This is a genomic window from Pseudokineococcus sp. 1T1Z-3 (assembly GCF_037482365.1).
Taxonomy (GTDB): domain Bacteria; phylum Actinomycetota; class Actinomycetes; order Actinomycetales; family Quadrisphaeraceae; genus Pseudokineococcus.
Genome location: NZ_JBBHZF010000023.1, coordinates 552702 through 567947 on the forward strand (window position 1 = coordinate 552702; position 15246 = coordinate 567947).

11 protein-coding genes are annotated in these 15246 nt (G+C 77.4%); 8 read left to right on the forward strand and 3 right to left on the reverse strand.

Annotated elements, in window-relative coordinates; genetic code table 11:
• Positions 1–201: 201 nt before the first annotated feature.
• On the forward strand, positions 202–2292 hold the full coding sequence (locus WDV86_RS09925; RefSeq protein ID WP_339567462.1) for a hypothetical protein: 2091 nt from the start codon (positions 202–204) through the stop codon (positions 2290–2292).
• Between the two features lie 9 nt (positions 2293–2301).
• Here WDV86_RS09925 and WDV86_RS09930 read toward each other — a convergent pair whose 3' ends face one another.
• The gene (locus WDV86_RS09930; RefSeq protein ID WP_339567463.1) at positions 2302–3246 is read right to left on the reverse strand and encodes a DUF368 domain-containing protein; all 945 of its coding nucleotides are present in this window, start codon (positions 3244–3246) and stop codon (positions 2302–2304) included.
• Positions 3247–3315: 69 nt separating this feature from the next.
• On the opposite strand from WDV86_RS09930, the gene WDV86_RS09935 reads away from it, so the two are divergent.
• Together WDV86_RS09935 and WDV86_RS09940 are read left to right on the forward strand one after the other, a co-directional pair.
• Positions 3316–3885: an HPP family protein gene (locus WDV86_RS09935; RefSeq protein WP_339567464.1), complete on the forward strand. Its 570-nt coding sequence runs from the start codon at positions 3316–3318 to the stop codon at positions 3883–3885.
• Entirely contained in the window at positions 3878–4684 is an 807-nt protein-coding gene (locus WDV86_RS09940) for a 2,3-bisphosphoglycerate-dependent phosphoglycerate mutase (protein WP_339567465.1), read from the forward strand. Before WDV86_RS09935 ends, WDV86_RS09940 begins: the two co-directional genes overlap by 8 nt.
• Before the next feature lie 63 nt (positions 4685–4747).
• Here the strand turns inward: WDV86_RS09940 and WDV86_RS09945 are convergent, their stop codons facing one another.
• Entirely contained in the window at positions 4748–6268 is a 1521-nt protein-coding gene (locus tag WDV86_RS09945; RefSeq protein ID WP_339567466.1) for an MFS transporter, read from the reverse strand.
• Between the two features lie 159 nt (positions 6269–6427).
• Complete coding sequence (locus WDV86_RS09950; protein ID WP_339567467.1) at positions 6428–9130, reverse strand: putative bifunctional diguanylate cyclase/phosphodiesterase; 2703 nt, start codon at positions 9128–9130, stop codon at positions 6428–6430.
• 224 nt (positions 9131–9354) lie between these two features.
• On the opposite strand from WDV86_RS09950, the gene WDV86_RS09955 reads away from it, so the two are divergent.
• The 5 genes from WDV86_RS09955 to WDV86_RS09975 all read left to right on the forward strand — a co-directional run bounded on the left by WDV86_RS09955 (position 9355) and on the right by WDV86_RS09975 (position 14951).
• On the forward strand, positions 9355–10005 hold the full coding sequence (locus WDV86_RS09955; RefSeq protein WP_339567468.1) for a hypothetical protein: 651 nt from the start codon (positions 9355–9357) through the stop codon (positions 10003–10005).
• A 36-nt stretch (positions 10006–10041) separates the two neighbouring features.
• Positions 10042–10620, forward strand: coding sequence for a hypothetical protein (locus WDV86_RS09960; RefSeq protein ID WP_339567469.1), 579 nt, complete (start codon positions 10042–10044; stop codon positions 10618–10620).
• Positions 10621–10792: 172 nt separating this feature from the next.
• Positions 10793–11839, forward strand: a complete 1047-nt coding sequence (locus WDV86_RS09965; RefSeq protein ID WP_339567470.1) for an LCP family protein — start codon at positions 10793–10795, stop codon at positions 11837–11839.
• A gap of 16 nt (positions 11840–11855) precedes the next feature.
• On the forward strand, positions 11856–12281 hold the full coding sequence (locus WDV86_RS09970; protein ID WP_339567471.1) for a YchJ family protein: 426 nt from the start codon (positions 11856–11858) through the stop codon (positions 12279–12281).
• Positions 12282–12437: 156 nt separating this feature from the next.
• On the forward strand, positions 12438–14951 hold the full coding sequence (locus WDV86_RS09975; protein ID WP_339567472.1) for a diguanylate cyclase domain-containing protein: 2514 nt from the start codon (positions 12438–12440) through the stop codon (positions 14949–14951).
• The last annotated feature ends 295 nt before the right edge of the window (positions 14952–15246 follow it).

The following is a 15246-nucleotide window of genomic DNA, read 5'->3' on the forward strand; positions in this document are numbered from 1 at the left end:
CGAGCGTTCCGCCCGCGGCCGACGACGGTGGCAGGGGCGCCGGCTCCCGGCACGTCGGCACCGGGTACCGGGCACGTGGGCACCGGGTACCGGGCACGGGGCACGTGGGCACCGGGCACGTGGGCGTCCGGCGCCGTCGGTCGGCCCCGGTCCCTGCCGTCCGGCGTGGCGGCCGTCGGTGCCGCCTGCCAGCATCCCCGCGTGGTCGAGGGCGGCGCGGTCGACGGCGAGCAGGGTCCGACGTCCGTGCCGGCGCACCTCACCTCGCGCCGGTCCTACGCCGCGCCGAGCGCGACCTGCGACGTCGTCATGCGGGGCGGGGTGACGAGCGGTGTCGTCTACCCCTGGGCGGTGTGCGAGCTGGCGCTGCGCTACCGGCTCGTCAGCGTGGGCGGGACCTCGGCCGGGGCCGTCGCCGCTGCCGCGGCGGCGGCCGCGGAGCACGGCCGCGACGGGGGCGCGACCGGGCGAGGGGGCTTCCCCGTCCTGGCGCAGGTCCCGGGCCGTCTGGCGCAGGAGCGCGGGGGCCGCTCACGCCTCGCGTCCCTCTTCGAGGCGCCGGCCGGGACGGCGCCGCTGCTCGCCCTGCTGCTCGCGGTGCTGCGGGCCCGGCGGGGCGGGGGGTGGTGGCGGGTCGTGCTCACCGCCCTGTCCTCGGCCCTGCGGGCGCCGGGCGGCGGCTGGCGGGTCCTCCTGGGCCTCGTGCCGGGGGTGCTGCTCGTCCTCGCCGGGTCAGCAGGTGCCTCCGGGGTGGCCGCCGTGGTGGTCGTCGTCCTCGGCGTGGTGGCCCTGGTGCTGGGCGGGCTGGCCGGCGCGGCCGCCGTGCACCTGCGGGCGCTGCGGGTCGAGGTGCCGCGGGCCTTCCACGGCGTCGTCACGGGGATGCCCGCGCCGACGGCGGGGCCGGGCGGCCCAGGGACACGTCCGGACGACCCCGCGCAGACCCTCACGCCCTGGCTCGTCGAGGTCATCGACGAGGCGGCGGGCCTGCCGGACGACGAGGGGCCGTTGACCTTCGGTCACCTGTGGGCGGGGCCGGGCCGTCCGGCGGCGCGTGGCCTCGCCTCCCCTCCACCGGACGCGGCGGTGGACCTGCGGGTCGTCGCGACGTCCGTGGTCTTCGGCCGTCCGGTCTCCCTGCCCGTCGACCTCGCGGCCCCGGAGCTGCCGACCTCCTACCTCGACCCGGAGGAGCTGCGGCGGCTGCTGCCCGAGCGCGTCGTCGCCGCGCTGCTCGACCGCCCGCCGCCGCTGCCGGCCGACCCGACGGCGCGGCTCGTCCGGCAGGCCCTCGACGCCGCGGTGGCGCCGCTGGCGCCGCTGCCTGCGGCCTCGGACCTGCCGGTCGCGCTCGCCGTCCGCATGAGCCTCAGCTACCCGCTGCTGCTGAGCGCCGTGCCCCTGCACGCCCTGCGGGGCGAGGCGGCGGCGCTGGTGCGGCTGCGCGCCGCCGCGCAGGAGGTGCTCGCGACCGGCGGCGGGAGGACGGACGACGACGTCGCCGAGGTGCTGCGGCGCGTCGGTCCGCTGCCGACCCGGACGCTCTGGTTCACCGACGGCGGCATCACGAGCAACTTCCCCGTCAACCTCTTCGACGTGGCGGCGCCGCGTCGCCCGACCTTCGGGGTCACGCTGCGTCGGCGGCCCACGGGGGCAGGCCCGCTGGACCCGGGCGACCCCGGCCCGCAGGACGACGCGCGGGCGCCCGTCGTGCACCCGCTCGCCGGTCCGCCCGGCAGCACCTGGCGGTTCCTGCGTGCCGTGCTGGCGACGGCGGTGGACTGGGCGGACACGGTCCAGCTGCCGCTGCCCACGGTGCGCGACCGGGTGGCCCAGGTGGAGGTCGACCCTGGCGACGGCGGGCTGGACCTGCGGATGCCGCCCGAGGCCGTCGTCCGGCTCGCCGAGCGCGGCCGCGTCGCCGGGGCTGCTCTGCGCGAGCGATTCTCGACCACGGGGGCAGACGGGTGGACGGGGTGGGAGCGCCACCGGTGGACACGTCTGCGCGCCACCCTGCCGCTGCTGGAGGGCGCGGCTGCCGAGGTCACCGCCGCGCTGGCCCCCGGCAGCACCGGCGCGGGGGAGCGGGACCTGCGCGACCTGCTGCGGCTGCCGGTCGACGAGGCCCCGCTGCTGCCGTGGGCCAGCCCCGGGCAGCGTCGTCGGGCCCAGCACGCGGTCGCGGGGCTGCTCGCGGCGGCGCCGGAGGGCGTGCCGGCGCCAGAGCGCCTGGGCGCGGGGGCGCCGCGGCCACCGCTGGACCTGCGGTACGTCCCCCGCTCGGGTGGCTAGTTGGGACGTCTAGCGGCTCGAGGAGCCCGACGGCTCGTCCACGGCGGCCACGACGTGGTCGCCGGCGGCGCGCTCGAGCAGCAGCAGGACGACGACGAGGGCGACGCCGAGGGCCGCGAGGCCGAGGACGGGCAGCACGTCGCCGTCGGGCGACATGAGCGTCCGGTCCTCGGTCTGCCAGGGCCACAGCGCCCGCAGCGACCCGGCCATGAGGCCCGTCATCACCGCGAGGGTGGTCGCGCGGTGGACCGAGAGGAGGTGCTGCAGCAGCCGCACGAAGAGGCTCAGGCCGACGGCCGCGCCGAGCGCGAAGGCGCCCAGGTAGGCGAGGTCACGGTCGTTGACCGCCTCCAGCGTGGGCTCGTACAGGCCGACGGTCGCGAGCAGGAACGAGCCCGAGACGCCGGGGAGCACGAGCGCGCAGATCGCGACCGCCGCCGCCAGGGAGACGACGGGCAGCGCCGGGTCGGCGGCCGAGGCCGGCGGCAGGCCCGTGAGCACGAAGGCCGCGGCGCCGGCGACCACGGCGAGGAGCACCAGCCGTCCCGTCCACGCGCGGCCGACCATGAGCGCCGGCACGGAGATGGACGCGAGCACGAGGCCGGCGAAGACGGCGCGCGAGCCCACCGGGTGCTCCTCGATGAGCGGCTCGAGCACCGACGCCCCGACGACGACGGCGACGAGCATCCCGGCGAGCAGCGGCACCACGAGCGACCAGTGGCCCTGCGCGAGCTGCTCGCGGGCGCCGCGCACGTCCCGGGTCACCAGCCGGCGGACCGCCGTGACGGTGTGGCCGGCGGTGTCGATGAGCCGCTCGTAGACGCCCGTGAGCAGGGCGATCGTGCCGCCGCTGACCCCGGGCACGACCTCGGCGGCACCGATGAGCGCGCCGCGCCCGACGTGCAGCGGCAGGTGGCTGACCGGCGTGCGCGTGGCGGGCCGCTGGGTGGTCATGGCACGAACGGTAGGCGAGATCGGGCGTTCGGCCGCGCGCGCCGGCGCCGGGGCGTCGACGATGCCGCGATGGCGAACAGGCAGACGCGACCCGAACCGATCGTCCGGCTCCGCGAGAGGTCACCGAAGGCGGGCCCGGCGGCCTACGCCGGCACGATGGTGCTGCTCGTCCTGGGCCTGTGCGGGCTCGGCGGGCTGGTCATCGGGCAGCCGCTGCTCTTCCCGAGCCTGGCGCCGACCGTGATGCTCTTCGTCGAGAGCCCGCACGCCCCGACGTCGGCGCCGCGCAGCGTCATCCTCGGCCACCTGGTCGGCATCGCCGCGGGCTTCGGGATGCTTCACCTCTTCGGCCTGGCCGACAACCCGCCCATGACCCAGGAGGGCCTGACGGGCGTGCGCGTGGTGGCGGCGTCGCTGTCGGTGGCGCTGACGGCCGTCGTCCTGTCGCTGCTCAAGGCGCAGCACCCGCCGGGCGGCACGACGGCGCTGCTCTTCAGCCTGGGCCTCTTCACCTCACCCACCGAGATCGCGGTCGTCGTCGGCGGCGTCCTGCTGCTCGTCGTCATCGGCGTCGCCGTCAACCGGCTCCTCGGCGTCCGGCAGAGCCTCTGGGGGCCGGAGAGCGAGGCGCATGCCTGAGGCCGGGCCCACGCCGGACGACGCGGACGGCGGTGTCCTCGTGCTGCTGCGGCACGGGCAGAGCACCTTCAACGCCGAGCAGCGCTTCACGGGGCTGCTGGACCCGGGGCTCACCGCCCGGGGCGAGGCGGAGGCGCGCCGGGCGGCCGCCGAGCTGCTCGACGCCGGGCTGGTGCCGGACGTCGTCCTCACCTCGCCGCTGCGGCGCGCGCGTCGTACCACCGACCTCGTCCTGGCGGGGCTGGCCGGGGGCAGGCCGGCCGAGGGCGGGGCCGTGGTGCCGAGGCCGGAGGAGGTGTGGGCCCTCGCCGAGCGGCACTACGGCGCGTGGTCGGGCCGCCTCAAGGCCCCGCTGCGCGCGGAGGCCGGGCCGGAGGACTTCCACGCGCTGCGTCGTCGCCTCTCCGGCGCACCGCCACCGGCGGGCCCGGGGCACGAGCGGCTGCCCGACCTGGCGCCGGCGCTCGCGCACCTGCCGGCCGCCCGCGCCCGTGGCGTGGAGTCCCTCGCCGACGTCGTCGCGCGCGTCGAGCCGGCCTGGCGCCCTCGGGTGCCCGACCTGCTGGCGGCCGGGCACACGGTCCTCGTCGTCGCCCACGGCAACTCCCTGCGCGCCGTCTGCGTCGTCGTCGACGACCTGTCCCCGGTCGAGGTGGAGGCCCTCGACCTCCCGACCGGCCACCCGCTCGTCTACCGCGCCGACGGCGCCGGCCACCTCACCCCGCGCGGGGGCACCTACCTCGACGCGGAGACCGCCCGCCGGGCCGCCGAGGCCGTCGCGGCGGAGGGCGGGACCTGAGGGCCCGAGGCCCGCGCGGCGAGACTGACGAGAGGTGGCGGCCCGGGCCCGTCCAGACGTCCGTCAGTCCTTTCGCGCTGCGTCCCGGGCTTCGTCGGTCTCGGCGTCGCCCTGCGGCTGCCGCGGCACCAGCAGCCCGATGAGAGCCCCGCAGGCGACGACGCAGGAGCCGACCAGCAGGCCGCGGTCGTAGCCGGCGGCCAGCGCCTCGACGCCGGCGTCCCCGCCACCACCGCCGCCGCCGGAGCCCGCCACGACCGCCGCCGTGTGCGCCGCGGCCACGGTCGACAGGACGGCGAGGCCGAGCGCGCCGCCCATCTGCCGGCAGGTCTGCAGCAGCCCGGAGGCCAGCCCGGCCTGCTCGGCCGGGACGCCGGCGGTCGCGGTGGAGGCGAGCTGCACCATCGTCACGCCGATGCCGAGGCCCGCGAGCATCGACGGGCCGAGCAGCTCGGCGGCGTACGTGCCGCCCGGGTCGGACGTCGAGAGCCACAGCAGACCGCCGGCGGCGGCGAGGGGGCCGGCCACGAGCAGCGGCCGGGGCCCGGTCCGGCGCCCGACGCGCGTGGAGACCGCCGTCCCCGCGACGAGGGCGAGGCTCGCGGGCAGGAAGGCCAGGCCCGCCCGCAACGGGTCGAACCCGTAGACCTGCTGCATCTGCAGGGAGAGCAGGAACCAGAACGAGAACATGCCCATGCCGACCGTCAGCCCGACGCCGTCGGCCGCCACGAGCGCCCGACGGCGGAAGATGGACAGCGGCACCAGCGGCCGCGGCGCCCGCCGCTCCACGAGCACGAAGGCGCCCAGCAGCCCGACGCCGAGCAGCACCGGCCCCAGCACGAACGGAGAGGAGAAGGACCGGGTCTCGGCGCTGACGATGCCGTAGACGAGCGCGAAGAGCCCGCCGGTCACCGCGAGGCTCCCGGGGACGTCGAGGTCGCGCAGCCGCCGCACCTGCGGCGTGGTCTCCACCAGCGCCCAGGCGGCCACGGCGGCGAGCAGGACGCCGATCGGCACGTTGACGAAGAGGACCCACCGCCAGCTGAGGGTCTCGGTGAGGACGCCGCCGACGAGCCCGCCCATCGCCCCGCCGGTCCCGCCGACGGCCCCCCACACCCCGAGCGCCTTCGCCCGCTCGGCGGGGTCGGTGTACGTCGTCGTCAGCAGGCTCAGCGTGGACGGCGCGAGCACCGCCCCACCCACGCCCTGGACGGCCCGCGCGGTGATGAGCCACGTCTCGGACTGGGCGAAGCCGCCGACCAGGCTGGCGGCGGAGAAGAGCGCGAGCCCGGCGAGGAAGACGCGCTTGCGGCCGAAAAGGTCCCCCGCGCGCCCGCCGAGGAGGAGCAGGCCGGCGAAGGTGAGGGCGTAGGCGTTGACGACCCACTGCAGCCCGACGGTCGACAGGCCCAGGTCGACCTGCACCGACGGCAGCGCGACGTTCACGATGCTGACGTCGAGGATGACCATGAACTGCGCGGCGGCCGCGACGACGAGGACCGTCCAGTGCGGTACCGAGCGTCGCTGTCGCACCGCCGGCCCGGCCGGGGGCCGCTCCTGCGAGCGCTGGGCTGCCGTGGTCATGCTCGCTCCGTCGGTGCTGGGGTCGCCGTCGCGGCTCCCGCGACGGGTGCCGCGGGCATCAGCCCGTGCGGGCGCCGTCCTGTTCCCCGCGACGGACGGGCGGCTCGTCCCGGCCCGGCTCCCGCCCCGCTTCGACGACCGACGACCGACCACCGGGGCTCAGGCGTCCGCTGCCTCCAGCGGCGCCCGACGACGCCGCGGGCGGGGCAGCGCCGGGGCGGTGGGGGCGGGGCGGGATGCCGGACCAGCCTCCTGGCTCTCGGCGGCGGCGAGCTCGGGCGCCCGCAGGCCCGGCGGCAACGGGCGGTGGAAGACGTAGCCCTGCACGAGCGCGCACGAGGCCGCGGCCACCGCGGCCAGCTGGGCCTGCGTCTCGACCCCCTCGGCGACCACCTCCAGGCCGCTGGCGCGGGCGGCTCCGACGACGAGGCGCACCAGGGCCTGGTCGGCGGGCTCGTCCGAGCCGGCGAGGCTGCGGTCGACCTTCAGGACGTCCGCGGGCAGCCGCTGCAGCTGGGCGATGGAGGTGAAGCCGGTGCCGAAGTCGTCGATCGCGACGCCGACACCCAGCGCGCGCAGCTCCGCCAGCCGGTCGTGGGCGGTGTCGAGGTCGACCAGGACCGTCTCGGTGATCTCCAGCACGAGGCGGGACGGCGCCAGGCCCGACGCCTCGAGCGCGTCACGGACGTCGTCGACCACCCGGGGCGAGGCGAGGTGGCGGCCGGAGACGTTGACGCCGACCCTGCGCCCGGTCACCGCACCACCCGCGGCCGACCACTGGACCATCTGCTGCGTCGCCTCGTGCAGCACCCAGCGCCCGAGGTCGCAGACGAGGGCCGACCGCTCGGCGACGCCGACGAAGGCCGACGGCGGCACCAGCCCGTGGCCCGGCCGGTCCCACCGCACGAGCGCCTCGTAGCCGACGACCTCCCGGTCGGCGGAGGTGACGACGGCCTGGTAGTGCAGCACCAGCTCCTCCTGCGCGACGGCGCGGGCGAGGGCCTCCTCCAGGTCGCGGACGGCGTCCAGCTCGGCGCGCAGGGCGTCGTCGTAGCAGCCGACGCCCCCTCGGCCGCCCGCCTTGACGCGGTAGGTGGCGAGGTCGGCCTCCGCGAGGAGCGCCTCCCGGTCGGTCCTGCCGGGGCGGCTCCAGGCGACACCGACGCTGGCGCCGACGCTCGCCGTGCCCTCCGCGAGGTCGACCGGTCGTGAGACGGAGGTCACGAGCTGCTCGGCCACCGAGAGGAGGTGGTCACGCCCCGCATCGGCATGCCCGGCCGGCTCGACGACGACGAGGAACTCGTCGCCGCCGAGGCGGCACACGACGTCTCCTGGGCGCACGACGGTGCGCAGGCGGTCGGCGACGACCCGCAGGAGCCCGTCGCCGGCGGCGTGCCCGAGGGTGTCGTTGACCTGCTTGAAGCGGTCCAGGTCGACGAAGAGCACCCCGACGGCCTGGCCGGTGCGGTCGGCTCGACGGAGGGCCTCGTCGAGGACGGCCATGGCGTGGGAGCGGTTGGGCAGCTCGGTGAGGGAGTCGTGGGTGGCCCGGTGCGTGAGGTCCTCCTGCAGCCGGTCCCGGTCGAGCATCGCGCCGACGAGGCTGGTGATGGAGGCGTGCAGGACCTCCCCGAGGGGGCCCGGCAGCGGGCGGGCGAGGACGGTGCTCGTGAGGTCGCCCGCTCGCACCGCGCGGGCCTGCGCCTGGACGCGGCTGAGCGAGGCGGCGGTCGCGGCCAGACCGGCCGCGACGGTGCGCATCTCACGAGGACCCCGCGGCTGGACCGGGGCGGCGAGGCGGCCCTGGCTGATGTGGCGCGCCGTGGTGGCGAGGTCGTTCAGCGACCTGACGAGCGTGCGACCCGTGAGGGCGGCCGTCACCGCCGAGACGAGGAGGGACGTCAGCGTCAGCGCCGACGCGTCCACCGCGTCGTCGCGCACCCGTCGCACCTGCGCGGCCGCCAGCTGGTCGGCGTGCTCGTCCGCCGCGACGACGAGCTGCACCAGGCCCTGCTGGCGTCCGGCGGCCCGCGAGGCCAGGTCACGGGCCGCCGCCCCGGTGCTCCGCACGGGCGTCGTGGGCGGCAGCGCGCGCGTGCTCTGCAGCAGCTCGGCGCTGCGGACGCGGACGCCTGCCGAGGTGGAACGGCCGAGGGACTCCAGGGCGGCCGACGTCGAGCCGTCCGTCGTCGTGGCCCCGCGGGCGTCCGGCTGCGTCGCCCCGGCGGTCGCGACCAGCGTGCCGATCATCGTGACGGCGTCCCGGCTGGCCAGCGTGGCGGCGTCCGCGGCCGTGCGGGTGTCCAGGGTCGCCGCGACCACCTCGCCGGCCATGCCGTGGGTCGCCGCCTCGTCGAGCACGTCCCGCTCGACGACCGAGAGCTGCCCGGTGAGCTGCTCGGCGGCGTCGGCGAGCCACGCCGAGTCCTTCCCGGCGTCCACGCCCGCCCGCAGCGACCCGACGTCACGGGCCACGGGGGCGAACCGGTCGGCGCCGACGCCGGAGGCGGCGAGGAGCTCGAGCGCGGCGTCGGTCTGGGTGCGGGCGCTGACGAGCTGGGGCGCCCCCAGCTCGGCGTCGACGGCGGCGGCGACGTCGGCGAGCCCCGCCGGCGCAGCGGCGACGGAGACGCGCGCGGAGGAGACGAGCAGCTCCAGCGCCACGGCCGAGCGCACGGCCGCCACCTGCCCGGAGACGACGACGGCGAGCTCGGCGCGGGCCGCGGCCCGGGCGTCGCGGGCACCGTGGGCGACCAGCGCGCCCGTCAGGGTCATCAGGCCGAGCAGGGGGACGAGGACGAGCACTACGAGGTAGGCGCGCAGGGGCAGACCTCTCCCTCGCCGGCGCCCGCGCTCTCCCACCCTCCCCCATCGACACCCCGGCCTGCGCTGTCAAGCCGGGTCTGGCCCTTCACCCGGTCGGGCCACACCCGGGGCCGACCTCCTGCGCGCGCACGGCCCCACGGCCCGCGGACGTCTGCTGTGCTCCTCCTGGTGGCGAGCCGCGCCGGGCCTGGCACCGGCCGAGGTGCGCGCCAGGGGCAGCAGCGCCGGCAGGTCCAGAGAGGTCACCAGGGGGAGGCCGTGTGGGTGCTCGCTTCAACGCGCCGCCGGGGTGGCCGGAGCCGCCGCGGTGGTGGACGCCCGGGCCGGGCTGGACCCCCGACCCCTCCTGGCCCGAGCCGCCGCCGGGCTGGTGCTTCTGGGTCGACGACGAGGTGCCGCCCGAGCTGAGCCGTCCGGCGGCGGGCACCGGTGTCCGTCCGGGCGGCGACGTCGCGACCCAGGTCGCGGGGTGGGCTGCCCTCGCGCTCGTCGCGGCGGCGACCGTGTGGGCGCTGGTGGTCGGCAGCCCCGGGACGGCCCTCGTCCTGCTCGGCCTCGCCGGCGGTGCCCTCGGCCTGGCCGCGCTCGTCCTCGGCCGGGTCCGGTGGGCCCGGGTCCGCAGCCGCCCGGTGGCCCTCGGCCTGCTCCTCGCGGCCGTGGTGGCGCTCGGGACGGGGCTCGACCTGCAGCAGGGCGGCCCGGGGGCAGGCAGCACCGTCGTCGTGCAGGTGCCGGAGGCGCCCTTCACGGAGCAGCCCGCCCCGTCCCTGCCCGCCCCGGACCCGCCCGCCCCGGACCCGCCCGCCCCGGACCTGCCCGCCCCGGACCCGCCCACCCCGGCGCCTTCCGCCGCTACCGGCGACGACCTGCCCGGCAGCCCCAGCCCCGCGCCGCTGCCCCCGCCGCCCTGACCCGTGCGGGCTCTCGCTGGCCCTACCGTCCTCGGTGTGGACGACGAGCCGATGACGATGCCCTCGAGCGCGGCGGCCGACCTGGTCGCGACGTTGACCCGCCACGGCGCGGACCTCGACAGCCTCGACCTCGCGACGGTCGCCGAGGCCCTCGGCCAGGTGCGGCGGGCCTCGGACGCGCTGCGGGAGGCGCTGCACGACCGCGGCTGGGGCACCGGCCTGGACGAGTGGGCGGCCTTCGACGAGCTGACCGGCGACGGCGTCGAGGACGTCGAGGACCTGCTCGAGGACGACGACGAGGAGACCGAGCCGCTCGAGGGTGAGCGGTTCAGCTGGCAGGCCCGGTACGACTTCGTCGTCACCGACCCGGCAGCCCTGCGGGAGCGGGCCCGCGCGCGCTCCCTGGAGGTCGACTCCGGCGTCGACCCCGACGAGGCCCTGGAGGAGCACGGCGGCCCGCTCGGGCTCCTGCTGCTGCTCGACGGCCCGCAGTTCCGCGGCTACGAGGGCGACGGCGCCGTCATGGCCTACGGCACGGACACCTTCGCCGCCGTCGAGCGCACCCTCGACGAGGTCGGCCGGGACGACGGGGAGCAGTCCTACCCGCTCGCGTGACCCGCTCGCCCGGATCGCTCTGACGGCCAGCTCGGCTGGCCCCAGCGGGCGGGGACGGCCAGGGGTGCCCCTCACCCGAGCAGACCAGCGCCGTCGTGGCGGAGCGTTACCGTCCTCCCCGGAAGAGGTCGGAGCCCGGGCAGGGCGACCGTCGACGTCGGGAGGAGGGCACGTGGCCCGCACGAGGCGTCGTCGCGTCGTGGCCCTCGTGCTCGCGCTCGCCGTCCTCGTCGTCGGGGTGGTGCTCCTCGGCGGCGGACGCGCCGCGCAGGTCGCCGCGGGAGCGCTCGTCGGCGGAGACGTGCAGCGGCTCGACGGGGTCCTCGACGAGCCGGCCGACGAGGCGGCCGACGAGGGCGCCGCTGGCGCGGGCGAGGAAGGCCCCGACGCGGTCGCGGGCGAGGAGGGCGCTGCCGCTGCCGGCTCCACCTTCCTGCTCGTGGGCTCGGACACCCGTGGCGACGGGCAGACCGAGGGCGACGGCGACTGGGTCCCCGGCGCCGAGCGCAGCGACGTCATGGTCCTCGGGCGGGTCCTCGACGACGGGACGGTCGCCCTCGTCTCCCTGCCCCGCGACTCCTGGGTGGAGGTCCCCGGCCACGGCCGCGCCAAGCTCAACGCGGCCTACTCCTGGGGCGGGCCGCGGCTGCTCGTCGAGACGGTGCAGCAGGAGACCGGCCTGACGGTGGACCGGGTCGCCGCCGTCGACTTCGACGGCGTCAAGGCGCTCACGGACGTCGTCGGCGGGGTCGACGTGTACTCCCCCCGCGCGTTCTCCGCGCGGGGGCACGACTACGTCGAGGGCATGAACCACCTCGACGGCGACGCCGCGCTCGCCTTCCTCCGCGAGCGCTACAGCCTCCCGCGCGGCGACCTCGACCGCGTCGAGAACCAGCAGCGCTACCTCGTGGCGCTCGCCGACGCGGTCGTGTCCCGCGACACGCTGGGCGACCCGCGTCGGCTGCTGGACGTCGTCGCGACCGCTCGCGAGCACGTCAGCGTCGACGAGCGCTCCACCTTCTCCGACCTGCAGGAGCTAGCCACCGCGGTGGGCACGGCGCGCCCGGAGCAGCTGCTCACCGGCACGGTGCCCGTCGCCGGGCTCGGCACCGAGAGCGGGCAGTCCGTCGTCTACGTGGACGAGGCCGCGGCAGCGCAGCTCTGGGCAGCCCTCGGGGCGGGGGACACGGACGCCGTGCGCGAGCTGCTCGCCCCGTGAGCACCAGACTGGCGGCGTGAGCGTCGCCGCACCCCGCGAGGCGAGGTGCCCCTGCGGGTGGGGCGAGCCGTACGAGCGGTGCTGCGGGCGGCTGCACCGCCAGCAGGCGCAGGCGCCGACGGCCGAGGCGCTCATGCGCTCGCGGTACAGCGCCTTCGCCGTCGGTGACGTCGAGCACCTGGTGCGGACCTGGCACCCGGCGACCCGCCCGCAGGGGCTGGCCGAGGACCTCGCCGTCGAGGTCGGCGCCGGCGGCGTCCGCTGGCTGCACCTGGCCGTCACGGCGGTCGAGGAGGGCGGGCCCTTCGACGACGCCGGCTTCGTGACCTTCGAGGCGGTGTCCCGGGCCGGCGGACGCCGTCACGTCCTGCGCGAGAGGAGCGCCTTCGCGAGGGTCGACGGCCGCTGGGCCTACGTCGCAGCGGTTGGTGCGACGCCCTGAGGAGGGCGCGGCCGGAGCGCCGCCTCCGGGGGTGGTGCTGCGACCGGGCCTGCTCTGCTCGGGTGACGCGGGCGCCGCCCGGCGCAGCCGAGGCCCTGGCCGGCCGACGGACCGGGTGGGCGCGGCAGATGCCACCCGGACGGGAAGAGGGCGCGGATGTCATCGGCAGCAGGCGCAGGTCCGGCGGGCCTCCGCGCGGTGGTCGAGGCCGGTGTCCGCAGCGACTTCCAGCCCATCGTCGACCTCGACTCCGGGTGCGTCGTCGCCTACGAGGCCCTGGCCCGCGGACCTCGCGGCAGCGCCCTGGAGACGCCCGCCGCGCTCTTCGCGGCGGCCCGCTCGCAGGGGCTGCTGGAGGAGCTGGACCGGGCCTGCCGTGCGGCGGCCTTCCGCGGCGCCGTCACGGCAGGCCTGCGGGCGCCGCTCACCCTCTTCGTGAACGTCGAGCCGGAGGCGCTCGACGAGGCCCCGCTGGACGAGCTCGCCGCCCTGGTCGAGGAGGCGCCCGAGCAGCTGCGGGTCGTCGTCGAGATCACCGAGCGGGCGCTGGCCGCCCGCCCGGCTGAGCTGCTGCGCACCGTCGACCGCGTCCGCGAGCTCGGGTGGGGTGTGGCCCTGGACGACGTCGGCGCGAACCCGCTCTCCCTCACGTTCATGCCGCTCCTGCGCCCCGACGTCGTCAAGCTCGACCTGCGCGTCGTGCAGGACCGCCCCGGCCCGGCCGTCGCCCAGGTGATGAACGCCGTCAACGCCTACGCCGAGGAGGCGGGCGCCCTGGTGCTCGCGGAGGGCATCGAAGACCAGAGGCACCTGCGCCGGGGCCGCGCCCTGGGGGCCCGCCTCGGCCAGGGCTGGCTGTTCGGCCGGCCACGGCCCGGCCCCGTCGAGGACCGCCCGGCCGGTGCCCTCACCCTGCCGGCTCCGCCCTCCGACCTGGGCGGCGATACCTCCCCGTTCGCGCTGCTGCGCCCCGGCACCGTGCTGCGCCGCTCGCCCAAGTCGCTGCTCGTCGAGCTGAGCAAGCAGCTGGAGCGGGAGGCCATGCGGCGCGGGGAGACGGTGCTCGTGGCCTCCACCTTCCAGGAGGCCAAGCACCTGACCCCCGGTGCGAGGGCCCGCTACCGCGACCTCGTCGAGCGCACCGGCCTGGTCTGCGCCCTCGGCGAGGGCCTCTCCCGCGAGCCGATGCCCGGTGTGCGGGGCGCCGAGCTGCACCCGCGGGACCCGGTCAGGGGGGAGTGGGACGTCGTCGTCCTCGGGACCCACTTCAGCGCCGCCCTGCTGGGGCGCGACCTGGGGGACCTGGGGCCCGACTCCGAGCGCGGCTTCGAGTACGCCCTGACCTACGAGCGCGCCACCGTCGTCGCCGCGGCACGCTCGCTGCTCTCCCGGGTCGCCCCCCGCTCCGAGCTCGGCGAGGGGGCGGGCCGCGCCGCAGCGCCCGCGCCGACGCGGCTCGCCGTCGCCGACCACGCCGTCGCCGACCACGCCGTCGCTGTCGCCGGACAGCCTGTCTTCGGCCACGCCGTCCCTGACGAGCCCACCCCCTACGAGCCCGTCCCCGACCAGCCCGTCCCCGGCCAGCCCGTCCCGGACCAGCGGGTGGCCGGTGCGCCGCTGGCTGCCCCGGTGGGGGCGTCGCGCCCGCCCCACTGGCCCAGTGACGAGACGTTGCTCCTGCGGGCCCTCGACGCCACGACGTCCGGGGTGGCCATCGCGGACATGACCCTCCCCGACCAGCCGCTCGTCTACGTCAACGCGGCGTTCGAGCGGCTCTCCGGGCTGCGGGCCGAGGAGGCCCTCGGGCGCAACTGCCGGCTGCTGCAGGGGGCCGACACCGACCGCCGTGTCGTCGACGAGATGCGCGCCGCGATCGCGGCGGGCAAGGAGCACCGCGCGACGGTGCTCAACCTGCGCGGCCCGGGCCGGGTGCCGTGGTGGAACGAGGTCTACCTCGCGCCCGTGCGGGACGAGAGCGGGCGCGTGGTGCAGTACATCGGCGTGCAGCACGACGTCACCGAGCGGGTGCAGGCGCAGCGCCAGCTGGAGCTGGAGCGCGACCGGGCGCAGAGCTACCTCGCGCGGATCGAGCGGCTCGCCTACACCGATCCGCTGACGGGGCTGGCGAACCGCCGCAGCGTCGAGGAGCGCATCGAGGTCGCCCTCGCCGACGCCGAGCGGGGCGGCCACGTGCTCGCCCTGCTGTTCTGCGACCTCGACGGGTTCAAGGCGGTCAACGACGCCCACGGGCACGCCGTCGGGGACGACCTCCTCGTCGCCGTGGCGAGCAGGCTGCGGGAGCGGGTGCGCCGCACCGACCTCGTGGCGCGCATGGGTGGTGACGAGTTCCTCGTGGCGCTGCCCGGTCTGGACCAGCAGACAGCCGCCCAGGACGCCTCCCGGCTGGCCACGGCGCTGGCGGCGGACCTCCTGCGTCCGGTCGTCATCGGCGGGGTCGAGGTCGTCGCGGGCGCGAGCATCGGCATCGCCCTGGCCCCGCGCGACGGCCGGAGCTTCGGTGAGCTGCTCCACCACGCCGACCAGCGCATGTACGTGTCCAAGCGGGCCCGACCCCCGCGCTTCGGCCTGCCCCGCCAGGCTGCGCCGCTCGAACGCCCGGCCCGGCCGGCCCGGCCGGTCGCGCGTCCCCGGCCCGCCCCTGCCGGGTAGGTCGACCTGCGTGGGCGGCTCCGTGGTCAGCGCACCCAGCGGTCGCCTTCGACGGGTGACTCTGTCGTCCCTCAGCTGAGGGCGCCCTGATGGCCAGTCGTCGGTCTCGCCGGGCCGGGTGGGGTGTTCCGTCGGTGTCGTCGGTCTCGCCCGTGTCGCGGTGGGCGGGCGCCTACTCGTGGAGGTCGGCGACGGGGGCGTTCGGGCCTTGGTAGGTGACGACGGGGTGGGGGTCGCTGTCGACGTGGGCTTGTCCGGGGATGGGGAGGTAGGGGCCGCCGGCGATGGAGTACTG

Excerpts from the sequence above, each read along its gene's own strand:
- WDV86_RS09945 (WP_339567466.1), bottom strand. The coding sequence starts at position 6,268 with ATGACCACGGCAGCCCAGCGCTCGCAGGAGCGGCCCCCGGCCGGGCCG.
- WDV86_RS09940 (WP_339567465.1), top strand. The coding sequence starts at position 3,878 with ATGCCTGAGGCCGGGCCCACGCCGGACGACGCGGACGGCGGTGTCCTC.
- WDV86_RS09930 (WP_339567463.1), bottom strand. The coding sequence starts at position 3,246 with ATGACCACCCAGCGGCCCGCCACGCGCACGCCGGTCAGCCACCTGCCG.
- WDV86_RS09935 (WP_339567464.1), top strand. The coding sequence starts at position 3,316 with ATGGCGAACAGGCAGACGCGACCCGAACCGATCGTCCGGCTCCGCGAG.
- WDV86_RS09975 (WP_339567472.1), top strand. The coding sequence starts at position 12,438 with ATGTCATCGGCAGCAGGCGCAGGTCCGGCGGGCCTCCGCGCGGTGGTC.